Genomic DNA, 24,351 nt, shown 5'->3' on the forward strand with positions numbered 1-24,351 from the left:
CACTCATCCCTCGACCGAAAGAGACGGCGCGTCACAGTCGGCATGGTTGAGCAGGCAAACGCCGAAGCCAAGGCGCTGCTCCCTCCGGGGTCTCCATCCGGTGACTTTTTTGGTAGGGCCGTTGGTATCGCGCCGAAAGCGTGTTGGTAGAGCGGACGGGATCGTCACATCGACAACTTTCTTCCGCGCTCGTGAACTCGCTTTGTTACCCTTGGATGAGGGCCTCTACATCCTGAGCATAACGCCCGTGAGTGATGTGTGGGCATTGCCGCCCCCGGCTTGGGCGCCGGTGTTAATGCCGGGGCCGCTCCGCCGGCTCAATCGAACCAGCGAAATTAAACTTTCCACGGGCGCCGGGTCCTAAGGCGCGCGGACTGCACCCAAAGATTCCTAGCAGTCGTCGTCCAAGCATGACATGATGATTCTTAATTGCGTTTCGGAGGGAAAGCCCGATGCGCCTTGCATTGCCTTATCTCGGAATTGGTCTCTGCGCGTCACTGGCGACGTGGTTGTCATTCACGCTGATCTATTGACTGAGCAGCCCGTTCGACAGCCGTCAGCAGCCGCACGTAAGTCCCACTTTCGTGCAGCTCGAGCCAACCCTTTTCAACAGCGCACCTGATGCCGGCGCCGAACCCGGTACCTTTTCCTTTGAGTGTATAGAGGAAGGGATAATTGATCTTCTCGATGTGGATGCGGTCGTTGATCGGCTGCACGCCTGCGGCGAGTTCAAGGAGTTCTCGTGCGTAGGGACGTGCCTCTGTGTGTTTCATGCAGCAGTTCGATCCTCTTTCACCCCTCGTGCCACGATTCGCAGCGCACCGTCTGCAAGAGGACGCTGTAGGCCCTTGGCTTCATCCCATGTCGCGGTCATCCACGTCTCTCCGTCTGGCTTGGTGTAGGTCAACGGTTTCTGCCGAGGCTATGATGGACATGGTCTAGCCACCCGCCGTTTTGGCTGCTTCGGCGACCACGTCCATCTCGCCAAATCCCCAATGCTTCGCCTGATTGCCTTCGCCAGCAGGGTGTCCCCAAGGGGGAGCAAAACTGCCCGCCAGAAATCCCACGGACCTCGCGATGCTCGCGCCTTCTCGAATGTCCAGAGGACAGCCAACTGGGGACGAATTGTCGCCAAAAGAGCGATCTCGCCAGACTTGACAACTTGCTTATGATATCGCGGAGGTAGTTTATTCGCAGCTGTCCGCTTTTCCGGGAGAGCGAGAAGCGGACGCTGTGGCTCTGCCGGTTGACCAGGGTAAGCTTTACGCAATGAAAAATGACACCGCTCGAACGAACGCCGACGCCTTGACCGAGAGAAGCCTCGCTCAAACAAAGCCTCACGATGGCCCGCCACGCACGGATGTCGGGACGATAACGCTCCATTGGGCGACCGCCCTCGCGTTCGTCGTCAGCCTCGTTACCGGCCTACGCATCGCAGCGGACGCGCTGCACGCCCCCTTCTCGAAATGGCTCGCTCCCGTCCTGCCACAGGGCGAGATCCTCTCCTGGCATTTGCTCGCCGGACTCGCCGTCTTCTTCTGCGGGTCGGCCTACGTCGCCTACCTCGCGCGCAGCGGCCTCGTCGAGCGCAACAGCCCCAAAAAGACGCGGATTCTCGCGATGCGCGCTCCGGCTCGCCTCAAATGGGGAGCTGTCAACGTCATCCTGCACTGGTTCGTCTATGCGCTCGTGATCTTCCTCACGGCGACGGGCGTCATGATGTATCTCGGCTATGGCGGCTGGTGGGCTTATCTCCACTCGACCGCCGCCTTCGTTTCGCTCGTCTATATCTTCGCGCATGTCGCCGCGCATTATCTCTATGGCGGGTGGCCGCAGATTTTCCGCGTGTTTCGGCCCACCCCGCTCGCGATCACGAAGGCCGTGCGGCCGCGGCCTCTTCTCGTCGCCGCGGCAATCGGGGTGGCAATCGCGTGCGGCGTCGCCGGGCTCGACTGGGCGACGCGCGATACGCTCGTCATCGCGCGGGTGAGCGACGCGCCCAAGCTGGATGGCGCCATGGGCGATCCCGCCTGGTCGCGCGCGCGCCCGGTCTTCATCCGCGCCCAGCAGGGTGCCAATCTCAGCGGATCGGGCGAATCGCTCGTGGAGGTGCGCGCCCTGCACGACGGGCAGAAGATCTATTTCGCCTTCCGCTGGGAAGATCCCACCCGCTCCCTGCGCCGCATTCCGATCATCAAGAAGGAGGACGGCTGGCACGTCCTCGACGAGCGTGCGGGCCTGCAAGACGCCGTCGACTTCTACGAGGACAAACTGGCGGTTATTTTCTCGGATAACCCATCGCTCGGCGGCGCAGGCGCGACGGATCTCGGCGCCAACCCGCTGCCCGGCAAACCGATGCCGATCAACGGCCGGGGCTTCCACTTCACGACGGATGGCAGCTACATAGACATGTGGCAGTGGAAGGCGTCGCGCGGGGGCATGCTCGGCCGTGTCGACAGCCAATATATCGGCCCGCCCTACGCCCCGACCCTGGACGAGCAAAATTACGATGCCCGCTACCAAGGCGGCTATTGGAACAAGCCAGGTCGCTCTCTTTATTCGTATAATTTCAAGTTCATCCACAGGGACGACAAGGGGCCCGTGACGGTTCTGCGGCTTCCCAAGGACTGGACGGCGCAGGTCGCAGCGCTCGGCAAATTCGATCTCAATCCCGACAGCAGCGACGACGAAAACGGCCGCTGGTACATGTTCGACCGGGAGAGCGAACCCTACGCTCCAGAGGCCGACGCGAGGATTCCCGTTGGCACGATCTTGCCTGGCGTGATTATTGCCGGCGACACCGAAGGAGAGCGGGCCAATGTCACCGGCGTTTCAAAATGGAGCAACGGACATTGGACGCTCGAGCTGACGCGCAACATGAAAAGCGATGGCAGATATGACAAGGCCTTCGTGCCAGCCCGCGATCTCTACATGTGGGTCGCTGTTTTCGACCATGCACAGACGCGGCATGCGACCCATAACCGCCCGGTGCTTGTCGTCACGGAGAAATAGCCACCTCACGGGCGGCCGCGAGCTCGACCGGAGGGCACCACGGCGTCACTGCGCTGAAGCATGGCTTCGCCCTCATCCTCGCATCGCATTCTGGCGCGGCGAGCAGCGGTCTGCTCGCGGAAATTCGCGGCGCGCGGAGGCCTCGCGATGACGAGGCATTGTCGGCTCGTCCTCAACGGCAAGCTCGTCGAAGCCTGCGCCGGCGAAAGCCTGATCGATGCGGCGCTCGGCGGCTCGATCCTGATTCCACACGACTGCAGATCGGGACAATGCCAGAGCTGCCGGGTGACGGTGGTGTCGGGCTCGGTCGATGACGGCGGCTCGGGCCACGGCCGTACTGTGCTCGCCTGCCAGGCCGCGGTCGCTGGCGATGCAGAGATCGAATTCGAAGAATTGCCGCTGCCGATGAAGCGGGCGTGCGCCGTGACCGAGATCAACGAGCTCTCGCCAGAGATCGCCGAAGTCGTGCTGACGACCTCAGCGCCCCTCGAGTTTCGGCCGGGCCAATATGTGCGCGTCAAGTTTTCCGGCTATCCTGCGCGCGAGTTCAGCCCGACCTTCAGACTCGATGGTTCCTTCAAGCAAGCCGAACTCGTCTTCCACATCCGGCGCCAGCCTGACGGCACCGTGTCGGGGCAGTTCGGCAAGGCCATCAGGCCCGGCCATGCGGCGCATGTGCAAGGCCCGTTCGGACAAGCCTATCTGCGACAGGGCCAGGGGCCGCTCGTGCTGGTCGCCGGCGGAGCAGGCTGGGCCCCGATCTGGGCGCTGGCCCGCTCGGCGCGCTCGACCCAGCGCAACCGCGAGATGGTGGTCGTCGCCGGCAGCCGGGATGCCGACAACCTCTATATGCTTCCCTCGTTGCAGTGGCTGATCGACGACGGTGTCCGCGACGTCATTGCGACGACGGAGATCGGATCCACCCTGCCGATCAGGCCCGGGCGCCCGTCGCACTACCTTCCCTTGCTCGGGCTGGAGGATACGGTCTACGTCGCCGGCCCCGTTGGTCTCGTCGATACCGTGAAGAACAAGGCGCGCTCGGCCAATGCGCAATGCTACGCCGATCCCTTCCTGCCGAGCTCGCAAACCTCATCGCTGATGGACAAGGTCACCCGTCTATGGCGAAGCCGGGAGCAGCCTCATCGCCCCGGTCTGTGAGCCGACGCGGAGCTCAGCAGCGCCGGCGGCTCACGGCTTGACGGGTAGACTACCGAGGCTGGTGATGAGGTCGGCCGCCTTCTGCGTATCGGCAAAGCGTAGAAAGGCCAAGGCGTCCGGATCCTGCAACGTCCTCAAATAGATCAGCGCCAGCACCACGCTCGAGGGATAGTCCGCGTCGGTCGGGTAGTGACCATCCACGCGAAGCACTGTGAGCCCTTGTTCCAACGGCCGCGAGAACGGGCCGAAGCCGATCGCGCCTTGAACATCGCGAACCGTCTCGATCGCTTCCTGTGTGGTGGTCGCCGTCTTCGATTTCTCGGTGATCTCGAGATCATGCCAGCCGGGCATGCTGGCCCGCAGTACGGTGAGAGTGCTGTCCTGGTCCTCGCGCCGCACGACGCGGATGCGCAAATCGGCGCCGCCCAGCTCCTTCCAATTCGCGAGGCGGCCCGAATAGATCGCAGCGAGCTGATCGCTTGTAACGGCACTCACCCCACAGGCGGGATGGACGATGAAAGCCGATGGCAGGCGGGCGATCGCCTTGTAGACGATGCCGGAAGCCGCTTCGGCGTCGGTCAGCCGGCGTGCGACGCGCCCCAAGATCGCCTTGCCGGACCCCACGGCCGCGATGCCTCCGCCAGAACCGATGCTCGGCGGGACCTCGATCCGTGCCGATCCTTCCTGCTGCATGAAGCTCATCGCGATGACGCGCAGGACATCGATGCCATCTCCAGTCCCGACGATGTCGAGCCTGGGTGTTTCGGCGCCAGCGGCATTCACCCCCGCAAGGCAGAGGCCCAGAATTGCCGCCGTTATCCTCGAAAATGCCATGGCAGACCCCTTCGAACCACGAGGTGCGCAATCTGGCAAAGAAACCTAAACCATCTGTTGTCGCAACGCCGTCCATTCGGAATCAACTGTGGCGGACAGAAGCGCAAAATTTGATGGTTTCGAAAAACCGATTGTTAATTACTCACCCACAAATAGCCGGTAAATAGACGATATTGAATGCTTCGCTCGCCTAATGTCGCCCTGGAACACGCTCAGGGGCCTCGGCGAGCGACATTGACCGGCCCCGCAAGTTCAGGGTGCTGGCGGTGGCGGCGATTGATACGGATTCGGAAAAGGCATCGAGGGCGCCACCCCGCTGGCGTCGTCGGGCTGTTGCGTCCGGAATTCCGAGCTTCCCCTCGTCTATCGCCATGCGCCTTGTTGCCGTCGTGCTCGCGACCGGCGTCCTCGGGCTCGGCCTCATCGGTGGCTCGACGGCGCTACGCCTGCAGCAGCAACTGAGGCACCAGGCTGCGGCACTGGGTGAACTCTCCGAAGACCAGCTCGCTCATCGCCTCGACGGCGAGGCGCAGTTGGCGCGAGCGCGAATCGAGGCCCTAGGCGCAGAAACCGCATCTCGCCTGCGTCAGATCGCTCAGCGCGCCGATGTCGCCAAGGCCGTCGCCTCGAACAACGATGTGACCATCCGCGAGCTGCTCAGCATCGTTGCTTCGACCTCCGGCTTCGAAAGGCTGATCGCCTTCGACGGAAGCGGTCGCGTGATCGGCGCCAACACGTCCCTCGACCTACTCGCGCTGAACCGGGCGTTCGAAGGTACCGCTCTCTCTATCAATCTCAACCCGATCCTCAAGGACAATAGCCGCTCGCATCCGCGGGGTGAGGAAGGCACTTATGAGCTCAAATTGGGTGAGTTGTCGGCGCTCGGCCAGCCGCAGCGCCAGACCATCGCGCACACCGCGATCGAGCCCGTGTTTGACGACTTCGGCGACCTCGTCGGCGCGCTTGCCGCGATCCGACCGCTCGGCCGCACGGAACGGACTCTCGAGAACTTCACTTCGCTGGCCAATGCCGGCGTGGTCATTATCACGGGTGACAGCGAGATCGTGTCTTCCGCGGGGCCTCAAGGGGTGAGATTCAGCGGCGCCAGGACGCGTTTGGCCGGGCTGCAGCGCTCGGATGACGGCAACTACGTCGCGCGCTGTGTCGATTACGAGGCGACGCTCAAGGTTTGCACGTTTGCGAGCGCATCGCTGGTGACGACGACACGCGATCAGATGTTCCAGATCGGCGCATCCCACACGCGTTCGCTGATGTGGCAGTTCCTGGCATCCGCGGCGCTGGCGCTCGGTGCCTTGGTCGCCGCGCTATTGGCCGCCGTGAGACACCTCACGAAAGGACTTTCAGCGCTCGCCAAGACCGCCCAAGAAATCGCGGGTGGCAATCTCGACGTTCAATTCCGCGCAACGGGCCTCGGCGAGGTCCGCGGCCTTGGCCTCGCATTCGAGCAAATGCTGACGCATTTGCGGGCCAGCACGCGAAGAATTCGGCAGCTCGCTTTCTACGACACGGTGAGCCGCATTCCCAATCGGGAGAAGATGCGCATCGATGCGCCGGCGCTCATCGACGCGGAAGAGGGCGCAGCGCTGTTCTTCCTCGACCTGGATGGCTTCAAATCCATCAACGACACTTTCGGGCACAAGGCTGGCGACGAGCTGCTCAGGATGGTGGCCGAGCGCTTGAGCAATTTGCTGACGTCCAAAGGCGCTGCCGGCAAATGTCTGCTCGCCCGGGTCGGGGGCGACGAGTTCGTCGCCATCATCGCTGGTATGAAGACGGTCGCAGCCGCGAGCCTCAGTGCCCGCGAGATGATCGAGACGCTGCAGGTTTCCTTCAAGCTCCAGAGCAACCATGCGACCATCGGCGTCAGCATCGGCATTGCGATCTGTCCTACCCACGGCACAACCTATGACGATCTCCTGATCCGTGCCGACCTTGCGATGTACGTCGCGAAGAGTTCGGGACGCAATACCTGCGCGTTCTTCACTCCGGATCTCGCAGAGATCGCGCGTGCGCGCCATGCGCTCGAAACCGACCTCGCTTTGGCGATCCGCAATGAAGAGCTCGTCGTCCATTACCAGCCCAAGGTGTCCTGCAGGGATGGACGCATTCTAGGGGTGGAGGCGCTGGCGCGCTGGCATCACCCGAAGGACGGCGACATTCCTCCTGCGCGCTTCATCAAGATCGCGGAAGAGATCGGCCTCATCATGGAGATCGACCGCTTCGTGCTGAGGCGCGCGCTCGCCGAAATCGGGGGCTTGATCCGAGCCGGATCGAATCTCGTGCTCGCCGTAAATGTCGCAGCGACGGAAATAGAAGACCCGCTGTTCATCAGGGATATCATCACGGCCGTTCGCGAGGCCGACTTCCCGCCGCCAAAGCTCGAGATCGAGATCACAGAGTCGGTCGCGATGCGCAATCCTGACGTCGTGCGCGAGAGAATAAGCCTGCTCAGGCAATTGGGCATACGGTTCGCAATGGACGATTTCGGAGCCGGCTATTCGAATCTTTCGACGATGGCGAGGCTCCCCTTCGACGCCGTGAAGCTCGATCGTACGCTCGTAACGGGTGTCGCGGACGACCGCGAAAAGCAGACGATCCTTCGTCTGGCGCTCGGACTTGCGGACGAATTGGGGTTCGAAACGGTCGTCGAAGGCGTTGAAACGGCCGAAGACCTTCAGTTCGCGGCCGAAAACGGCGCGACCATGGCGCAAGGTTATCTTTTTTCTCGGCCCTTACCGCTCGAAGAGTTCGCTGTCCTGCTCCAGCCGCGCCGTTTGGCTTCGGCGTTCGAAGTGGTACCCAGGCGAGACGGAGCGGAGCGGAAGACCATGATCCGCTGAGGCGTCGGCGACGATGCCGGCCCAAACGGCCCGCTCACGAGGTGCCGCGTTGCGTTCACGCGACCGGCTGGAGTAAAGTCCCCGCACGACGAACTTCCAAGTCGGTCGCGACAACCTCCGATCCGCCTACGAAGCCCGACATCGATCCGCGCTAGAGCGCTCAGCGCGATATTCAGCTAACTTACGCAGGAGTTGCCGGCCGCGAGGTGATCGTCACCGTAACTGCCGCCTTGACGCATCGGCTTAGCGTAGTGTCTCCAACTGATAAGCTTTGCGCCCAAAGCTTATCAGTGCCGACAAAATTACCCCTGCAGCAACCCTGAGGTTGTCGGCAAAGCGCTGGACGCCTCGGCGCGTTCGGGACCAGGGGTGTCTTGTCAACCTTGCTGAAATCGCTCGTTTTTTTCGTTCCCGTCGCGGGCAATCTACGGTCCTAGCCACGATCAGTTTCGCAGCCTCTCGACCGTAGTTTTCCGCCATCTCGCGCAATGCGCCGGCCTCTCTGGGCACCCTGCTCTCCTCCGCCAAATCCAGGCAGATGCGCTCCATGCGCGCGAGATCGTTGATGTCGTGCTGATGTCGCCCCATGCCGCTGATCAGACTCCGGCCTGCACCAAGCCGTCAAGGGTTGCCACCCGGAAATTTCCCAATATCGATTTCGTCGAGCCAGCCGGATGATCTCGAAATGAAATCATCCAAGCCAAAGCAGTGGACCGAGAGCGAAAGAGGCTTGCCGCGATGGCACGTCGGCGCGCCGCGTCGGAAATTGCGGCAGTCCTCGGGCGGCATACCGGATCGGTGAAGCGGATGGCGCGAGAGATGGGATTGCTCCTAAAAAAATAGAAGCGGCTCCTTTCCTCTACACGCTCAAGAGAAGCGGCACAGAGTTCGGTGCCGGCATCAAGTATGCCGTCGAGCGCGGCTGGCTCGACCTGCACGAGAGCGGTACCTACGTGCGGCTGCTGACACCTGGCGATGATTTGCTCGGTCAATAGAGCAGCGTGAAGGACAACCACGCCGCGAGTGATGCGCAAAGACAAATCCCGAGATAAGGCAAAACAAGGCGCATCGGGCTTTCCCTCCGAAACGCAAATATGGATCATCATGTCATGCCTGGACGACGACTGCTAGGAATTTGGGTTGCACCGCGCTCCTTAGAAGCCCCCGCACGGGATGTTGCTTGAAGATTTGCTGGCTCGCCGCCCTGAGCTGGCGGAGCGGCCCCGGCCGACCCAAAAGCCCCCTGAAGCCGGGGCCGTCTCTCGCGCCGTCCCGCAGATAGTCGGCCCCGTGCCTAGGAGATCCGCACCTGAATCCGCAGCACGAGGACCGAGCGTCGGCACTGCCGCCGACCGCCGGCCCATCGTGCATGCGCATCCGTGCGACGCGACAAGCTAGATCGGGGGCGGCCTGACCAATGCCGGTTTGAACGACAGCGAGCCCGCTCTGCAGCGAACACCGGACGTATCGCCCCAGGGGGAGCCATTGTCGATGTAGAAGGTCTCCGGCAGGCCGTTGTGGCGAAAGGTATCGGTCAGATGCCCCCGCACGGCGGAACGCTGCTCGTTGACGCATGCCTTCAGACACACAGCATAGCGCGAGTGATCGTCGACCATGGTCAGTGGATGACAACGCCTCCCGCTGGCAAGGGGCATGTGGCCCTTGAACTCCATCTGCCACAGCTGATTGGGCGCGTCCTCTCAGTGAGCCGACTGCATCTGTCGTCATTGGATCCACAGCGAAGGTTGCGGCCGGTTGCCGCCGCTCATAGCGCAGGGCGTCACCTCTCCTGCGGAGTAGGGCGAAGGCGAGACCTTCGGTGCAGCCTTCCTGGCGGGCTACACGGGACGAAATTCGCCTCAAAGCCGCTCTGATGTTGGCTGCCATATCACAATAAATCGGGCTGCTGAGACGGGCCGATGAGCATCTAGAATTTCTCTGCTCGATCTTTTGCCTCTTCATCCGTCGACAAAAAAGAATCCGCCGGCAGAAAGGCGCAACTGAGGGGCACCTTCCTTATATCCCTCTCTCAATGCTTAGCTGCGAGGAGTCTTGTCTTCTCGGCTGAGCAGGCCAAGCCGTCGCTCCAGCTCTTGCTTCTTGGCCACGAGCCTCACGGCAAGAATGTCATTAACGACTGTGTGGAGTTGCCACAGCTCTTCAACCGACATGCTCTCAAACGGCTTCCGTTCCATGAATCCCCCGACTCACGTGTTCCCATAGCCTGGGCTTACAAGCGGGAGCCGGCAACTCTTTGTCGGTTGAGCGCGGAAGGTTATCTACCGTGACGGCGAGTGTGCGATTTTTCGGAAGCTCGCCGGCTCGACCTTAACCGGTAGCGTCGCAACTCAGCTTGCATTAATCGGTGTCGCAACACGCCCAATTCTGCAATCTGATGTTCTAGAAAGGCGACACGTTGATGCAAGGCGATAGCGGCATAGGGGATACGATCAGAAATACTCAATAATAACCGCAAAAACATCTCGACAATCTGAGCATACACCAGACGATCGGCACAATTGCAAGGCGAAGCCCTTTCGCGCCATTGCACACAGCCGGCAGAGACGTGAGCCACGGGTTGACGCTTTGAAGGAACAGAAAGGCGCGCGGATATTTAATTCGCGCTAGCTCGCCCAAGCTGGCGGAGCGGCCCCGGCGTACCCAAACTCCCTCAAGCCGGGGCCGTCACTCCGATGGCGCGTGGAGACGCCGCGTCACAGCTCAGCAGGTGGCGCACGAGCCATCAGGAAACGGTAGCAGAGGCCATTCGCCCGCGGTGTCATTTGCGGCCTCGGGCTCGGCGTCGACTGGCCCTCTTGCCGAAGGACGCCACGCAGGAGGCGCGCCCGGCTCGCGATCATAGGGGTGCTGGTCGGAAGGCCCTGTGCTGCTGAAGTGCATAGACTCGATCGAGGGCATCGTGCACCCCGCGCTCTTAATATTTTACAATTAAATAGTTAATGCATATATTAAATAAACTAAATATTTGACTTCTTCAATCACGAAATGGTTGAATAGGTTTGTCCTACCGGCGCCCGTGAGCGCTTTTTGAGGCCAGCGACCATGTCCTTGGCATTCCCGCACTGGCTGATGATCGCAGGGGCCCTACTGGTGGGTGCCGGCTATATTGGTGTCCTCGTCAGCGGAAAGAAAGCGAACAGGGTTGATCGACCTCCAGGCGAGCCGATCGATCTGCCGGCTTTACCGCTCCTCAACTCGCATGACCCGCAGTAGCTCGCGCGCGTTCCCCCAAGAGCGAGGGTTAGCAATGGCTGTCAGAATTGAATGGGGTCCGCTTGAGGCGATAACGAACGTCCGCAACGAAGCGTGCAAGGCCCGAGACTTCATCATCCACTCCCATGATGGACACGTGCAGGGGCAGATTGTCGTGCCTGACGACGCCGATCAGTTCGTCATGGGGGCATGTGAAATCCGGCTTCTCGAACTGCTAAAGGATGCCGTCAAGGAACTGGAGCGGTGAAAGCGCCGAAGATCGCAGCACCAAAGCGTGTACTCAATTTCGATACACGTGATCAACGCGCCCGGCCCGCCGGCGCGAACCGGCGGGCCCTGTCCCAGCCACGCCTACAGTCTCAGATTACCTGCGGACTGCTTGCCCCGATCGCTCACGATCTCGTAGCTCACCTTTGCACCTTCTGCCAAACCACTGAAGCCAGCCTTCTCCACTGCTGATATGTGGACAAAGACGTCCTTCCCGCCGTCGTCGGGCTGAATGAAGCCATAGCCTTTGGTCGCGTTGAACCACTTCACAATACCTGTTGCCACGCGCGTCTCTCCTGAAAAATGACCGTGGCAACATGACAGAAGCTGATAAAAACGAAAAGCCCGCCAACTTAGGACTTAGTTTAAAAATGACCGCTTATACTGGGACAGGCGTCATGTTGCCCACATGAGGAAGGCAGCCAACGTGAACCGGCGCCTCCCGTGAATTTCCAACGATGGACCAGCAGGGAACGAACACCTCAATAGGGAGCTTGAGAATCTTGCCGGCTCCCCGCGGAGCTGGCGGAGCGGCTCCGGCCACCCAAAAGTCCCCCTTGAAGCCGGGGCAATCTCACTGCTGGGCGCGTACACAGTCGGGACGAACTCGTCGGCTTGGAAATGGCCGTCAGTGTGAACCGGCGAATTTTGTTGCAATCAAATGCGACGCGCTAACGCACTGAGCGCAGATAATGGTCTTGTCGGTTGGCGCGGTTCATCTCAGCGAAGGCCTTCCCCAACTCTTCCGCCGTATGCTTCGCCTTGAAATTCTCCCATGCGACCATGAATCGCCCCTTCGCTTCATCGAGCGAGCCAGCTTCCCCGAACGGCGGACCGGGAAGCGTCACGATGCACGTCCACAACCAGAACCCCGGGGAGCGTTCGTTGGCGTAGCGGATGCGCCCAACTAGCTGCCGGTCCTCGTGAACCGTGTAATCATCCAGGCCGATCATCCGCAGTGTCAGAGGCATTGTGGCTTGCCGCAGGGTAGAAACGAAAATAAAGCGCGGCGGATTACATTGTGCCAATTAAACCTCGCCTGACCTGCGCGGCGAGGAACCCGTGTCCTCACGGCGCCGTTGCTGTCTCGCTAGCTCGCCCAAGCTGGCGGTGCGGCCCCGGCGTACCTCAAGAGCCAACCCTGAAGCCGGGGCCGTCTCTCCGCCATCGGTCTTTTCGGAGCATATGTTGTCGCGCGGCGCTCAACGCAGGTCCTGCCGCCGTAACTCCAGCTTGCGTCACGACCGCGTGCACGAAACCGTTTCGAGCCTCACACGGAATGACGCTGAAACAACGCCCTCCAAAACTGAACGGCATTGACGTCCTCTCGAGGAGGGTAATATGCGGAAACTATTTTCGGTGCGGCCTTACTGCCGATCGCATTCGTGGGGTGTTCAACGATTATCTCGGCGGCCCTTTCTGCAGCCCGGGATGGCAAGGCCGCAACATTCTCCGAACGCTTTGCACCCGCGCTGAAGTCCGCCTCGAGCGGCTAAATGCACTCACAGCCCTTGTGAACCTGATCTGGCGACGGCTTGCTTACATGAAACTGGCGGGCATGCGGCCCAAGCTCGTGAGCAATGACGAAAAGGCCGGTGTGACCGGCGGGTCATTTTTCCACTTCCACAACATAAAGACCCGCCGACCGTACGACGGGCGGCGAGCTGACTGAGACGATCATGCGCGATCGCGTGCCGCTTCTCATCTACTTTCAGTTTCTCGCGTCAGTTAAATCATCACGAGAACAATAAAAATTGCGATTTCAACCAGTAACACCGCTGCTGTCATAGGACGAGAAACAAGTCAGCCATGCGTAGCATGATCCGCCTCAGCATCGGCCAAGAAACGGCCCCTCACATCTCATGGCGTAAGCAGGGGCGGGATGCGGGAGCCGTTTCTCGGTAGCCAGACGCGTTCGTCCGGCGCCAGGCACCCTCAAATTAATTCTATTTTAAATATTTTTCAACGTTTAATTTGTTTCCCGATTATTTATTTTTTTAATAATGACCGAACGCTTTGAAATCGCCAGCGTGCCTTGGAGCGCGCGCATCCGCCGTTCCCCATCCTTTGCTACCTCGCAAGAGAGCAGGACGTATCTGCGGACAAACGCGTGCGGCTGCTATCGCGCACGGCACGGATTGGACCGAGCGTTACCCATGGATTGCCGCGGCCGCTCTGAAAAACATCTGACACATGAAAAAGCCGCCGGCTCCGGTAGCCGACGGGTTCTCAATGCCCATGCGTACCGCGGTGCTCGTCACCAGTCCGCGATGATCGATCGTACCGCGCTACTCGTTGACGCCGGGTTACCGCCTCCCCTTTCGGCGATGCGTCCTCAGCCGCTGCCGGTCGCGCTTCTTCATTCGCTGCCGGCGCTTCATGGCTCGATCGGCTTTTCGTTGTGCCAAGCGGCATAGTAGTCGGCCATGAGCGCCTTCAGCATTCGTCCCGTGTTGCACACCGCAAAGACGAGCTTGCCGTAACCGCTGGCGTGCTTGCACATCAGTTGCGCGGCGATCTGGGCCATGCTCTCGCAGTCGGAAATCCGTCCTTCCAAATCACGGAACGCCAGCGAGTGGAGTTTCGATATGCTCTTCGGAATACCCGGCGGCAGGCAGCTGGGCTCCGGGGAATTGGACAACCTCGCTCATTGCTGCACCCCCGCCAGGGCCTTGCTGCGGTCGCCATGCTTTCGAAGAGTGGCAAACTCCCTCGAAAGGTCGGCATTGTTGTCGGTTACAGTCGCAGTCTCCCTGCCGAAAACGTCCAGCTCGGTGATCGTAGCTCGCAAGAGTTGAAAGGACTGATGACTGCCAAGCGATTACGCCTGACACTGTTCCCAGCCGACGCATCATCCGCGCGCCGCACCGGCGTGGGTTGCGAAGTGGCTGGCGCACTGGCTGCGTTCACTCGTGCATAAGGGCCGGCGTCAAAAGCCGCAGATGGCCGCCGCTGTGATCTTCATGGGTTGGAACGCCCAGAGCGCGCAAGAGGTTAGATACATTGCGCACCATCGCGGCGGCGCTGACCGGGGCGCTGAATTGGAGGCGGCACATGAAAATCATGGACGAAGACGGCGAAGTCATCGCCATAGCATCGGATGATCATACTTTAATCGGCGGCCACCACCGCCTCGCGGTGGCGGCCAGCCTCGGTAAAAAACTGTTCTGGCGAGATACCGGCGAACCAGTGAAGCTTGATCACTTCTTCAAGCATTATGTAAGTTCTCTTCGACATACAGCCTGATCCGCCCGACGAGCGTTGTTCGGTACATTGCAACTACGCCAATTGAGGCGGGGCAGCTTTCATTTTCACACCCCATCGCTCTCCAGCGTTCCGGCCTCCAGCTTCGCCCAATGCTGGCATTGAACCAACATCGCTCCAGGTATTCGCGGTCGCAGGCCGATAAGAAAAATGCGTTATTGTCACACCATGCTGCGCGTCTTGGCAGTTTTTTCGATGACCCGTAGGTTGGCACCGTAGGTAGGCGGTAGCGCACTCACTATCGAGCCAGAATTAGAACGAAGCTTCAATGCGATAGTCGTTTGAATGTGGAGGAGTGGACGACCTGCCGTCCAGCGCCCAAAGCTTTCCGACAAATTATCAAACTCGGCTCGAGACAATGAGCGAGGCCGAGTCCACCGCTCTAGCCGTTCGCGAGGTCTACAGCGCTTATTACAGCGAGATGGGAGGCGTAGGCGCGGCTCCGGAACCAAAGGCTCGGACGCCTACGACAGAGGGCAAACTCGTGCGGTCCCAGAGACCGCTTGGACCTCAACACGGTCAATCGGCTGCGCGCCATACGACGAGGCCAATGACCCGAAAATCCCTCCCGGCACTGCTAATTCTCGGGAGCATTGTGGCACTGGTTGTCGCAGTCGGATTTCTAGCGCAGTAAGACCGGCCGCGAATTCTGTGCAACGTCCGCTTTTCCCCCCGCGATCCGACTAGGGGAGATCGTGCACTTCGCGTTTGGGCCAACTGGCGACACCGCGGGAGCAGCCTCGAAGACTTGGATCCTTAGTTTGATCGGTCAATAGCGCTGACACAACTAAAGCGTGTGTATTGCCGAATTTTCCCGGCTGTTGCAGCCTAGGCACACCGCCTGCTGATTGAATCAGCTAGCTTAACTGCTGGAATTCCGGACAGCAAAAGAACCGGCGTCGTTTGGGCTGAAACGTGGATGGAGCGAAAGTAATGAAGAAGCTTTTGTTAAGTGGCGTGGCTTTGCTGGCAGTGAGCATGGCGGCACCTGCATCAGCGGCTGATCTGGCTGCTAAACCTTATGTCAAGGCCCCGCCCCCGGTGATCGCGCCGATCTATGATTGGACCGGGTTCTACATCGGCGCCAACGGCGGTTGGGGACAAAGCCACGGCTGTGTGGATTTCGTGACGCCAGCAGGGACGGTCGCAGGTGGTTGCGCCGATCGCTCCGGCGGCCTCGCTGGCGGACAGATCGGGTACCGCTGGCAAACCAATCAGTTTGTGCTCGGCCTGGAAGCGCAGGGAGATTGGGCAGAAATCAAGAATACGCGCGTCAGTCTGATCGACCCGCTGATTTCGACAACCGGTAAGATTGACGCCATCGGGCTCTTCACGGCGCAGCTCGGCTGGGCGTGGAATGCCTCGCTGTTTTACGTGAAAGGCGGCGGCGCCGTGACGCGCAACCGATTCGATATATTCAACAACGTCACCGGGGTCGGCCTGGCATCGGCGGGCCACACGCGCTGGGGCGGCGCCCTCGGCGTGGGCTGGGAGTACGGCTTCACGCCCAATTGGTCGTTCGGTATCGAATACGACCATCTCTGGATGGGGCGTGATAATGCCGGCTTCGCAGGCGTAGTCACTCCCGGAGGGTTTGTCCTCACCGGCAGCGGGGTCAGCCAAGATGTGGATATGGTCACGCTTCGATTGAACTACCGCTTCGGTGGATACGGCGCACCGGTCGCGGCCAGATACTGATCCCCCCATCTTCGCAAACCAAAGCCCCGGCACGCCGGGGCTTTTTTGTGGTTATGATTTTCTTGGCCTTTGCTACCTTGCGGTGTCTAAGTTGGAAGAGCACGTTCATCGCGGCCACATTCGTTAAGCAAGCAATCCGAGCCGCTGAGCTATCGTGACCAGCTCTGCCAGAGACCGCACTTTCATCTTCTCCGTCACTCGATGACGATGTGCCTTGATTGTCCGCTCCGTCGCTCCCAATTCAGACGCGATCTGCTTGTTGAGTCTTCCGCGCACGACAAGCTCGAATACCTGCCGTTCACGCGCAGTCAGTGTCGCCAGCAGCGCCTGCATCTGTTGCAGCCCGCGTCGCGCGTTAAACATAATTGCGTGGCGGGCCACTGCCTGTTCAATGGCGCCGAGCAACTGCTCCGGTGTAACCGGCTTGGTGAGGAAGTCATCGCCACCCGCTTTTATGGCCCGCACGGGAATATCTTCGTAGCCAGTGAGGAAGACGATTGGTAGCGCGAAGTTAAGTGCCTTCAATTGCTGTTGCAGCTCTGGACCGCGATTTCTGGCAGGGGCGGTTCAACTCGCCAAAATCGGCGACAGGAAAAATTAACCGTCTTATGGCCGACACGGCCATCACGGCGAACCGGAGCAGACGATCCAGCGGATCCGGTCGCCGGCACCTCCCTGGACGCGCTCCCGCACCACGATCGTGCGGCGAACGACAGGTGTGTGCTGAATTACACTTGTGCCGAGCTTCAAGTTGCGCCGCAAGATGCCGAGGAGATCACACCGGACCGTATGGGCAACGCCGACGGCAGCACGCGGCAGGTTCCAAGTACCGCCTCAATCTCGGTACCGGCAGAACTCGTCGCCGTTTTCATATTCAATGCAGGTCTTGACGCGAGCATGAGGCCGCATTTCGTTATAGTAGCGGCCTTCGCTGCGGTCCGCTGACCCATATCTAGAACCGCGGTCCATATCGTCATCGTTGCGACGCCAGCTTCGGCCGGTGGTTCGATGATCCTCATCTTGCTCCATCATACGGCCCATCTGTCGCTGACGCATACGGTCCATATCCATTCGATCCTCGCTACGCTGCCGCCGGGCCGTCCAATCTCGGTTGACCCGTGTGTCCTCGGCGCTCTGACGGTCTGAGTCGCGCGCTTGATCTGATTGCTGCGGTGTCCGCTCTGGCTGGACGGGAGCCGTTTGCGTTTGGCCTTGGCCTGACTGTGGTGATGGTCGCTCCGGCCGGACTTGGGCCGGGACTTCGTTGGGATCTGGTGCTGTTTGCTGAGCAGAGGCAGCCACGGGCACCAAACCAAAGACCAGGAGCAGGATGGAAGCCATATCTGATCGGCGCATGATCTCACCTCGCGGGTTTGCTCTCTAACCTCGTCTAGCTGTCTTTGTTCTTATGAAAACAGCGCCATTTTGAAATGTCAGTATCGTTGCCATTGGCAGGTTCTCTGCAAGGCGCGAGCGGCTCGGCCGCTCGCGCCACCGAAGCGGCAGCTCCAGCTAGGCAGCACGCTTCATGCGTTCGACGGTCTGACTTATATGGTTTCCGGCGTCGTCAGCCACCTTGAGGGACATGTCGGCAATCCGACGGCTAGTATCTAAGGCGCTACTGATCGTGTCGCGCACTAGATCGGTGTGCACGACTGCGAGATCGTGAGGAGTTCGGCAGCGCCAGAGTTCATTCATGCGGTCCATGCTCAGTTCCATCTGCTGTCGCACGAAATCGAAGTACTCGCGTGAGACACCATTCACGCCTTTTGCGACAGCTGTGGCAGAGTACATGATGGCTTCGGCGTTGCGGGCGGAGCGTTCCGTTGCCCGCTGCGCTTCGTCACCTGTCACACCGAGTGTTCGGCCAAGCTGGTCAGTGGAGCGACCCAACAGCGCCGTGGCCATGTCGACGCCAAGACGCCAAGTGTTTTTCAGCATCTCGGCATTTTGTTGCAGCAAATGGCTGCTAGCTTGAGCCACCTCCTCGCCGGCCTCAGCCGCGGCTAATCCGATCCGTCTGGTTTGCTCAGTGCTCCTTTCGCCAGCGCGTCGGATTGTCTCTTCAGCATTTTGAGTAGGCTTTTCCTCCGGGCGTGCATTGGCCATTTTTGTTGCTCCATCGATGTTATTGTTGGTGAGATCGGGTCCTGTGCGTGTCCGTCACAAGTGCGATCCTAGGCAAGCAAACGTGCTCGCTTTTTGCCCGTTCCGGGGCGAGGCAACTTTAATCATGCTCCGGGATCACGCGCAGGAACGAGCGCTTCAACTTCCAATTATTTTGTGAATTGGCTTCATAGGTCCGGCACCGCTCGGCTTCACGATGTTGCCGAACCCGCGTCATCAAGGCTCAGTCATGACTACTGCGGAAACCGTATTGCTCATCGCGGCTTCGCTGTTCGTACTTCTCGCCATCGGTACCGTCGGCTTCTCCAAACTGGCGGAGTGGAAGAATCCGCCAGTCGGCAAGTTCCTCGAATGCGCGGGTGTGCGTCTCCACTATATCGAGCGGGGTGATCCTGCGGCTCCTTGCGTCGTGCTGTTCCATGGCAACAGATCCATGATCTCACGACTAACGGGCTTGTCGACCTTCTTGCGCAAGGCAATCATGTGGTCTGCTTCGACCGTCCAGGCTTCGGGCATAGTCAACGGCCGCGGCTCCGAGTCTGGACCGCAGCAGCTCAAGCCGCTTTGCTGGCGAAGGCGCTAAATCAACTCGGGGTTCGCGATCCTGTGGTGCTGGGCCATTCCTGAGGCGCTCTTGTCGCGATCACTCTCAGCCTGCGAAAGGATTGTCCCATCCGGGGCACTTGTGCTTGCGTCCGGGTACTACTTCCCGACCGTGCGATGGGACGTATGGCTGATGTCGGGTTCGGCCGTACCGGTGTTGGGCGACTTGGTGAGTTACACTGTCGCACCGATCATTTCGTGGGCCATCTTGCCCGGGACCATTCGCAAATTTTCGCGCCCCGTTCTGTCCCGCAAACATTTAAGAATGAATTTCCAGCTTCTCTAACGCTCAGGCCCAAACAACTGAGAGCGGCTGCGGAGGAAAGTGCACTCCTCGTTCCAACTGCAGTGCAATTCCAAGCTTGCTATTCACGCATCGGCTGCCCAGTACGCATATTCCACGGAACAGAGGACCAAGTGATAGAACCCACACAGGCGCGAAATCTACATCAGGCGCTGCATCGCTCCCTGCTTCATCTGGTTTCGAATGCTGGACATATGGTGACGTATGCAGATCCTGCCGTCATTGCCCAAGCCGTCAATTCGGTAGCAAACTCCTCTTAAGTTGGACCGCGGCGTCAGACGCTTCCGCTGATCGTCCGTTCGAGGTCCACATCCAGCTTTTTCTGCGGCGCTCTACAGATCGGCTAGGGGCGGACTAGGGGAACGACCCGGTCCGCGCGAGGTGCAAACCTGCCGCAGCTCTCAAGAACAACTCCTCCTGGAGCTCAACCGCGCGTACAACGGTTCCTCACGACTGCACTCCCTTTCGCTTTTGCGCGACGTCAGACCGCCATCGGATTACGGTAGCGGTCCCTTTGGGTAGGACTGGCATGGTGCGATACAAAATTTTCGTGATGGAAAGCAAGCGCGATCGGGTGTCCGAGGTCACCTACTACGTCGCCCTGCACTTCGTGGCCGCCGACGACGGCATTGCCGCCGGCGAGGCGGTCGAATACGTCAACCCGAACGCCGCCTATGAAAGCTGAGGCGCTTTCGCGGAAGCTCGGCATTGTCGGCGCGGTTGGCCTTCAGCCGCAGCGGAGATCTGGCGACGGGCAACTTCGGAGGCAACCGTGATCAGCAAGTTTGGCGACGTGCCGGATGACCTGGGCGGTAGAGCCGATTGTTCAGCTTTTCAAGTTGAATTCGGTGCGCGGCCGGTCTGCGATCGTTTCGATCATCTCGGACCGCCCCGCGTCCCGCTGTCCGTCCGTCATGATCGCGACCTTCCAAGTATCCTGACAGGGGACGACCGAGATGGTGATATCCGTGGGCAACTCGCAGATGTCTTCCATCTCCAGCTTGATCGCCGCGTCGAGTTCTTCGCGCGTTTTTGCCGGTTTTTTCAAGCTGGTTCTTTCACCGCTCGGAACGGGACCACCGCCTTTGGCTATCCGCGCGAGCGCATGTTTTTGAGCAGCGGGCCTTTGAGCCCTTGGTTATCCGCTACAGGCGCCGTTCTCAAACGGCGGGCGGTGGTCCACCCGAGTCAAAGATATTGTCGCGTTATCGTTCCCTCCGCTTTGCGCCTTCGAAAACGGGTCAGTTGGGCTGCCTCGACCGGGAAAGTCCGCGTTGCCGGAACGATGTCATACGCGGCGCGTCATCCAACCGGTGAGCAGCCTGGCCGGAGCAGCGAATGCCGAGAGCCCTCAAACGCCGCTTGGACGACGTCATGGCGGACCTATGTCTCGGTATAACGTGACCAACCTGTAGCTCTGGTTGGACCGGGAGTCGGCATCGCCTTCACGACCGTGGAGACTGCTGTTACGAAAAACTCGCCACCACATCGTCCGCAACCGGTATTAGCGGAAGCCAACACAGATGACCAACAACACCATCTCAGTGAACGGCGCCCTGCCAGGTCTCACCTGACGCAACCTCATCGATTGAGGGAACCGGCGGCAGCGCCGCGGCTTGCCCGTCGCGATAACCATCATGTCCCCGTACCGCAGCGCCGGCGATGACGTCCGCCGCTCCGCTTTCTGAGGAGACCCACTTTTGCCGATCAAGATGAAGGTCAGTGACGTCGTCTTCGGCGAACCGTGATTGTTCTGCAAAGGGGCAGCCGATGAACTGAATCTGATTGCCGACACGATCAGAGGCCCGTCAGTTCACGCTGGCGCGCCTCCTGCACACGGCTGTGATGCGCATTGTGTGAAGTAGTTCACAAGCGGCAAGTATCACCGAGCGTAGCGTGTGCGCTTGAGGGAAGCGCAATGAAGTGGAAATTGACAACCTATCGAATGCTCGCGCTGACCGCCGTTGTCTTGATGGCGGCTGGTACTACTATGGCCATCGGTACTCCTCGTGGAGTCTATGAACCGATGTTGGGAACCGATTGGCAATGCACCCGGACCATGCTGCTCGTGACCACCTGTGCTCACTCAAGCAGTAGATCGGAATAAGCTCCGGACGCTTGCAGGCGCACGCAGGGCGACGCTCATACCTATTTAGAAGGGGGACTGAGCGTGTTTGCAGACCACAGAACGGTTCAGGTAGTCTTCAGCCTCAGCTCTCTCGGGTCCCTCAGGGCTCTTTGACAGCCCTCCTTATCAGGTTGTCACTGGTGGTGCTGCGGTACGGCAGAGACATTAAAGCATTATAGGAAGAGAGCCCGCGGCGATGGCGCCTGGCTGTCACGGCGGCTGCATTAATCAAGACAGTTTTGCTGACCGATTCTTCAAAGCCGAGCGACTAAATGCCAGTAGATTTCCACGAGAGCTCCAAATTTCGTGAATTAGATGGCTCGATTTTTATTGGGGGACATTGCGATGGCAAACCTATCGTTTTCCGTGAAGCTTTTCGTGGCTTTTTTGCTTTTTATGCAGCGAAGGCGCATCAAGACCACAACCACGATGGCGAACATCTTTACTGAACCTGTTTGGATCTATGGAAGACATTCCCGCTAATTTGCTTCAGCTATGGGCAGACCGCGCTTGAACTGCTCGGTCCCGAACTCGTTGGCACCACTCTTGGCACGCGCGCCCAGCAGATCGTAGATGGCACCGCAAAATATGACCATGCAAGCGACTTTCTCCACGCGCTCCTCAGAGACATGGAGCGAAGGAAGCACTGACGATTGGTGGCCTGTCGGCAAACCAATGACGTGAGGAGGCCAATCGCTCCGCACCGGTCTCGATCCACCAGCGGATAGCCGCGCCGATGGAGTGAACCGCAGGGCCTCTCGCTCAGGCCGGATCTGCGAATCCTCCTAGATGCGATGCGCCTTCGCAGGCTTGGACAGGGCATTGAATCGCGGCTCTGTGATCTACCTCCAATTGCAACTTTTTCCCAAAGGGTGCAGTATTGGGTTTTCATCCGGCCCGCATTTTAGGAATCCAATGGGTGTCAAATTTGTACTGGCGAAGCTCCTCGAAGCGGAGCTTAACGCACGAGGCGTGAGATCCATACCGTCATCAGACTGCGTCGACATCGTGCATCGTTTGTTGGAACAGCTCACCGAAATAGAGCTTACCTTGGCCGCGCGCGAGGTAGATGAACAGTCTCGACGCTAGGCTCTTGATCGGAGCGCATCTTCATAAGGTCGCGCGATCAGCGCTTATGCGTTTTTTTTACGGAAAGGACATTGATTAATGACTAAGCCAGATTGCGTAATAGTTCGGGCCTATGGACGACAGTTGGATCAGCTCCGCTCAGAGGCGTCCCGGATATCAAAAGGAAGGAAGATCGACTGGTGGGTAGAACGTGCGGACGCCGGCACCCAATTCTGTTTCGAGGACACCGACACAACGAAAGCGTTCGCTTCTATCTGCGAGAGCTTGGCGATCGCCTGCCGCGACGTCTAACTCGCGTCGCTCGGGGTCTCGGATCAACCACCGCGGCTCCCGCGCATCGTTCTGCCAAAGTCCGGCCAACGGAGAGTCCGAACGCTTTTCAATGGGCATGAAAACTACTAGTCTTCCGCGGCAGTGAAATTCGATCGGAGCATAACCACACAAGACTCAACGGAGGATGCGATGGCGAAGAGAGCAATAACGCTCGGCGGTGGTGGACCGGCGGCAGGGCTGCACATCGGGGTTCTGGAAGCTCTCGCCGCACACAACATAACGTTCGACGTCTGGGCACTGTCCTGCATCGGCGCATGGGTCGGGATCGTCTACAACCAATGGGACGATCATGAAGACAAAGTCGAAAAGACTCACCAATTCTTCAGGAATGGCGTCTTTCGGGACGACGAAAGCTATAAGCGTTTTCCTATAAACACAGTCTTCGGTCCGGATTGGCGCAGCAACATAAAGGCGCTGAACAACTTCGTCGGCGATTCCGACAACTATAAGGACTTCCTATGGGATCCATACCGGATGATGGACGTCTTCCAGGATTCGATGGAGATTTTGTTCAATCAGCTGCCTGACAGAGACAGAAAAAAGAAGTTCACAAGATTGGATGAAGGGGATTTCAATAGATGGATTCTCAATCAAGCGATGGCAACCAATCCCTTCATCCGTTATTTGACGTCCTTAATGTACCTTTCCGACGTCAACGGCCTGTCAAGGATCAACTATCCGGATAGCGAGTTCATGAAGGGCATAGATTTCGAACAGCTGAAAAAGCCTGGAAAACCAGCAATTTTCCATAACGCTTGGAACCTTGATCAGCAGAAGCTCGCATTATTTTCCAATCGTCCTATGAAAAGGGCGAGCGAAAAGTTTATGTTTGAGGGCCCTATCGACGCAAGCACCTTGTGTGCGTGTTCGGCTCTTCCCTTCGTCGAAGGTACCGTAGAGATTGGCGGAGTGACCTACTGCGAAGGGGCGCTTGTCGATACTGTCAACTTCGAAAGCATGCTGGAGGAGCACCCAGACGTGGAAGAGATATGGGTGAGCCGGATCGTGGATTCAAAGCAAATCCGCAAGCCGGAGAACCTTCATGACGCGCTGGCAAATCTTTGCCAATTATTCGCCTCGACAGTTGGCGAGGATGACGTCAAGCTTTTCAAATACCACATCCGATGTGACAAAACGTCGAAACAGGAGGAGGTACGGCGCAAGAAAATCAAGATCATAGAGATTCACGTTCCGGGTCACATCAATTTCAAATGGAATCACAGCAATCTCGATAATGGACGCAAGCTGGGAAAGGCCGCTGCAGAGCAGGCGATCGAGGCATTCGGAAGGCATCAGGCGCTCCCTGCGCACAACGGGCCGCATTTCATCAACGAGAAACCAGAGGGGCCGGCTTGGCAAAGCGTGTGTGAATATCACAAGGAGCTGAAGCGAGCCGCTGCATAAAGGCTCGAGCATGATATGGACAGGCGGAAGTCTTC

Annotated in this window: 21 protein-coding genes and 2 pseudogenes; 11 read left to right on the top strand and 12 right to left on the bottom strand. The window is 59.2% G+C overall.

Going from position 1 to position 24,351, the window contains the following annotated elements; all coding sequences use genetic code 11:
• Positions 1-512 precede the first annotated feature (512 nt).
• Entirely contained in the window at positions 513-773 is a 261-nt protein-coding gene (locus ABIB91_RS36515; protein WP_007601725.1) for a hypothetical protein, read from the bottom strand.
• A pseudogene (locus tag ABIB91_RS36520) lies at positions 770-901 on the bottom strand (SOS response-associated peptidase); the annotation flags it as partial. The pseudogene ABIB91_RS36520 and the gene ABIB91_RS36515, both read right to left, overlap by 4 nt.
• Before the next feature lie 404 nt (positions 902-1,305).
• On the opposite strand from ABIB91_RS36520, the gene ABIB91_RS36525 reads away from it, so the two are divergent.
• Complete coding sequence (locus ABIB91_RS36525) at positions 1,306-3,012, top strand: ethylbenzene dehydrogenase-related protein (protein WP_354171664.1); 1,707 nt, start codon at positions 1,306-1,308, stop codon at positions 3,010-3,012.
• Between the two features lie 147 nt (positions 3,013-3,159).
• Entirely contained in the window at positions 3,160-4,170 is a 1,011-nt protein-coding gene (locus ABIB91_RS36530; RefSeq protein ID WP_354171666.1) for a 2Fe-2S iron-sulfur cluster-binding protein, read from the top strand.
• Positions 4,171-4,200: 30 nt separating this feature from the next.
• Here the strand turns inward: ABIB91_RS36530 and ABIB91_RS36535 are convergent, their stop codons facing one another.
• On the bottom strand, positions 4,201-5,004 hold the full coding sequence (locus ABIB91_RS36535) for a PstS family phosphate ABC transporter substrate-binding protein (RefSeq protein WP_354171668.1): 804 nt from the start codon (positions 5,002-5,004) through the stop codon (positions 4,201-4,203).
• Positions 5,005-5,375: 371 nt separating this feature from the next.
• Between ABIB91_RS36535 and ABIB91_RS36540 the strand changes: the two genes are divergently transcribed.
• Positions 5,376-7,865, top strand: coding sequence for a bifunctional diguanylate cyclase/phosphodiesterase (locus ABIB91_RS36540; protein ID WP_354171670.1), 2,490 nt, complete (start codon positions 5,376-5,378; stop codon positions 7,863-7,865).
• Positions 7,866-8,461: 596 nt separating this feature from the next.
• On the opposite strand, the gene ABIB91_RS36545 is transcribed toward ABIB91_RS36540, so the two are convergent.
• Both ABIB91_RS36545 and ABIB91_RS36550 read right to left on the bottom strand, forming a co-directional pair.
• A complete protein-coding gene (locus tag ABIB91_RS36545) occupies positions 8,462-8,971 on the bottom strand; it encodes a hypothetical protein (RefSeq protein ID WP_354171672.1) in 510 nt (169 codons plus the stop codon).
• A gap of 357 nt (positions 8,972-9,328) precedes the next feature.
• Positions 9,329-9,565: pseudogene (locus ABIB91_RS36550) on the bottom strand (DDE-type integrase/transposase/recombinase); the annotation flags it as partial.
• A gap of 1,568 nt (positions 9,566-11,133) precedes the next feature.
• Here ABIB91_RS36550 and ABIB91_RS36555 point away from each other — a divergent pair.
• The gene (locus tag ABIB91_RS36555) at positions 11,134-11,346 is read left to right on the top strand and encodes a hypothetical protein (protein WP_354171674.1); all 213 of its coding nucleotides are present in this window, start codon (positions 11,134-11,136) and stop codon (positions 11,344-11,346) included.
• A gap of 104 nt (positions 11,347-11,450) precedes the next feature.
• On the opposite strand, the gene ABIB91_RS36560 is transcribed toward ABIB91_RS36555, so the two are convergent.
• Positions 11,451-11,651, bottom strand: coding sequence for a cold-shock protein (locus ABIB91_RS36560; RefSeq protein ID WP_007601715.1), 201 nt, complete (start codon positions 11,649-11,651; stop codon positions 11,451-11,453).
• 386 nt (positions 11,652-12,037) lie between these two features.
• Positions 12,038-12,337 (bottom strand): hypothetical protein, encoded by a 300-nt coding sequence (locus ABIB91_RS36565; protein WP_219681330.1) that lies wholly within the window; start codon positions 12,335-12,337, stop codon positions 12,038-12,040.
• A 308-nt stretch (positions 12,338-12,645) separates the two neighbouring features.
• Between ABIB91_RS36565 and ABIB91_RS36570 the strand changes: the two genes are divergently transcribed.
• Entirely contained in the window at positions 12,646-13,038 is a 393-nt protein-coding gene (locus ABIB91_RS36570) for a hypothetical protein (RefSeq protein ID WP_219681328.1), read from the top strand.
• A gap of 705 nt (positions 13,039-13,743) precedes the next feature.
• On the opposite strand, the gene ABIB91_RS36575 is transcribed toward ABIB91_RS36570, so the two are convergent.
• Entirely contained in the window at positions 13,744-13,893 is a 150-nt protein-coding gene (locus tag ABIB91_RS36575) for a hypothetical protein (RefSeq protein WP_354171679.1), read from the bottom strand.
• A gap of 527 nt (positions 13,894-14,420) precedes the next feature.
• Between ABIB91_RS36575 and ABIB91_RS36580 the strand changes: the two genes are divergently transcribed.
• Positions 14,421-14,612 carry a hypothetical protein gene (locus ABIB91_RS36580; RefSeq protein WP_007601712.1) on the top strand — a complete coding sequence of 64 codons (192 nt, stop codon included), beginning with the start codon at positions 14,421-14,423 and terminating at the stop codon, positions 14,610-14,612.
• 951 nt (positions 14,613-15,563) lie between these two features.
• Positions 15,564-16,328, top strand: a complete 765-nt coding sequence (locus tag ABIB91_RS36585) for an outer membrane protein (RefSeq protein ID WP_354167009.1) — start codon at positions 15,564-15,566, stop codon at positions 16,326-16,328.
• A gap of 123 nt (positions 16,329-16,451) precedes the next feature.
• On the opposite strand, the gene ABIB91_RS36590 is transcribed toward ABIB91_RS36585, so the two are convergent.
• The 3 genes from ABIB91_RS36590 to ABIB91_RS36600 all read right to left on the bottom strand — a co-directional run bounded on the left by ABIB91_RS36590 (position 16,452) and on the right by ABIB91_RS36600 (position 18,876).
• Complete coding sequence (locus ABIB91_RS36590) at positions 16,452-16,853, bottom strand: response regulator transcription factor (RefSeq protein WP_502917068.1); 402 nt, start codon at positions 16,851-16,853, stop codon at positions 16,452-16,454.
• 987 nt (positions 16,854-17,840) lie between these two features.
• Positions 17,841-18,437, bottom strand: a complete 597-nt coding sequence (locus ABIB91_RS36595) for a phasin family protein (RefSeq protein WP_354171681.1) — start codon at positions 18,435-18,437, stop codon at positions 17,841-17,843.
• A 241-nt stretch (positions 18,438-18,678) separates the two neighbouring features.
• Positions 18,679-18,876 carry a hypothetical protein gene (locus ABIB91_RS36600; RefSeq protein ID WP_354171683.1) on the bottom strand — a complete coding sequence of 66 codons (198 nt, stop codon included), beginning with the start codon at positions 18,874-18,876 and terminating at the stop codon, positions 18,679-18,681.
• Between the two features lie 62 nt (positions 18,877-18,938).
• On the opposite strand from ABIB91_RS36600, the gene ABIB91_RS36605 reads away from it, so the two are divergent.
• Positions 18,939-19,082 (top strand): alpha/beta fold hydrolase, encoded by a 144-nt coding sequence (locus tag ABIB91_RS36605; RefSeq protein WP_354171725.1) that lies wholly within the window; start codon positions 18,939-18,941, stop codon positions 19,080-19,082.
• 809 nt (positions 19,083-19,891) lie between these two features.
• Entirely contained in the window at positions 19,892-20,047 is a 156-nt protein-coding gene (locus tag ABIB91_RS36610; RefSeq protein ID WP_354253293.1) for a hypothetical protein, read from the top strand.
• Between the two features lie 141 nt (positions 20,048-20,188).
• On the opposite strand, the gene ABIB91_RS36615 is transcribed toward ABIB91_RS36610, so the two are convergent.
• Positions 20,189-20,410, bottom strand: a complete 222-nt coding sequence (locus ABIB91_RS36615; RefSeq protein WP_354171688.1) for a hypothetical protein — start codon at positions 20,408-20,410, stop codon at positions 20,189-20,191.
• 1,352 nt (positions 20,411-21,762) lie between these two features.
• Here ABIB91_RS36615 and ABIB91_RS36620 point away from each other — a divergent pair.
• Together ABIB91_RS36620 and ABIB91_RS36625 are read left to right on the top strand one after the other, a co-directional pair.
• The gene (locus ABIB91_RS36620; protein ID WP_354171690.1) at positions 21,763-21,939 is read left to right on the top strand and encodes a hypothetical protein; all 177 of its coding nucleotides are present in this window, start codon (positions 21,763-21,765) and stop codon (positions 21,937-21,939) included.
• A 1,102-nt stretch (positions 21,940-23,041) separates the two neighbouring features.
• On the top strand, positions 23,042-24,316 hold the full coding sequence (locus ABIB91_RS36625; protein WP_354171692.1) for a patatin-like phospholipase family protein: 1,275 nt from the start codon (positions 23,042-23,044) through the stop codon (positions 24,314-24,316).
• Positions 24,317-24,351 lie beyond the last annotated feature (35 nt).

Origin of the sequence: Bradyrhizobium sp. JR4.3, from assembly GCF_040547695.1 — a bacterium.
Lineage (GTDB): Bacteria > Pseudomonadota > Alphaproteobacteria > Rhizobiales > Xanthobacteraceae > Bradyrhizobium > Bradyrhizobium canariense.

What these genes read in the sequence shown, in the direction of transcription:
- ABIB91_RS36515 (WP_007601725.1), bottom strand. Translation starts at nt 773, where the DNA reads ATGAAACACACAGAGGCACGTCCCTACGCACGAGAACTCCTTGAACTC.
- ABIB91_RS36530 (WP_354171666.1), top strand. Translation starts at nt 3,160, where the DNA reads ATGACGAGGCATTGTCGGCTCGTCCTCAACGGCAAGCTCGTCGAAGCC.
- ABIB91_RS36535 (WP_354171668.1), bottom strand. Translation starts at nt 5,004, where the DNA reads ATGGCATTTTCGAGGATAACGGCGGCAATTCTGGGCCTCTGCCTTGCG.
- ABIB91_RS36540 (WP_354171670.1), top strand. Translation starts at nt 5,376, where the DNA reads ATGCGCCTTGTTGCCGTCGTGCTCGCGACCGGCGTCCTCGGGCTCGGC.
- ABIB91_RS36545 (WP_354171672.1), bottom strand. Translation starts at nt 8,971, where the DNA reads ATGATGATCCATATTTGCGTTTCGGAGGGAAAGCCCGATGCGCCTTGT.
- ABIB91_RS36555 (WP_354171674.1), top strand. Translation starts at nt 11,134, where the DNA reads ATGGCTGTCAGAATTGAATGGGGTCCGCTTGAGGCGATAACGAACGTC.
- ABIB91_RS36565 (WP_219681330.1), bottom strand. Translation starts at nt 12,337, where the DNA reads ATGCCTCTGACACTGCGGATGATCGGCCTGGATGATTACACGGTTCAC.
- ABIB91_RS36570 (WP_219681328.1), top strand. Translation starts at nt 12,646, where the DNA reads ATGACGCTGAAACAACGCCCTCCAAAACTGAACGGCATTGACGTCCTC.
- ABIB91_RS36575 (WP_354171679.1), bottom strand. Translation starts at nt 13,893, where the DNA reads ATGGCCCAGATCGCCGCGCAACTGATGTGCAAGCACGCCAGCGGTTAC.
- ABIB91_RS36580 (WP_007601712.1), top strand. Translation starts at nt 14,421, where the DNA reads ATGAAAATCATGGACGAAGACGGCGAAGTCATCGCCATAGCATCGGAT.
- ABIB91_RS36585 (WP_354167009.1), top strand. Translation starts at nt 15,564, where the DNA reads ATGAAGAAGCTTTTGTTAAGTGGCGTGGCTTTGCTGGCAGTGAGCATG.
- ABIB91_RS36595 (WP_354171681.1), bottom strand. Translation starts at nt 18,437, where the DNA reads ATGGCCAATGCACGCCCGGAGGAAAAGCCTACTCAAAATGCTGAAGAG.
- ABIB91_RS36600 (WP_354171683.1), bottom strand. Translation starts at nt 18,876, where the DNA reads ATGGAACAGCACGACGCAAGGAGCCGCAGGATCACCCCGCTCGATATA.
- ABIB91_RS36610 (WP_354253293.1), top strand. Translation starts at nt 19,892, where the DNA reads ATGGTGCGATACAAAATTTTCGTGATGGAAAGCAAGCGCGATCGGGTG.
- ABIB91_RS36620 (WP_354171690.1), top strand. Translation starts at nt 21,763, where the DNA reads ATGCCAGTAGATTTCCACGAGAGCTCCAAATTTCGTGAATTAGATGGC.
- ABIB91_RS36625 (WP_354171692.1), top strand. Translation starts at nt 23,042, where the DNA reads ATGGCGAAGAGAGCAATAACGCTCGGCGGTGGTGGACCGGCGGCAGGG.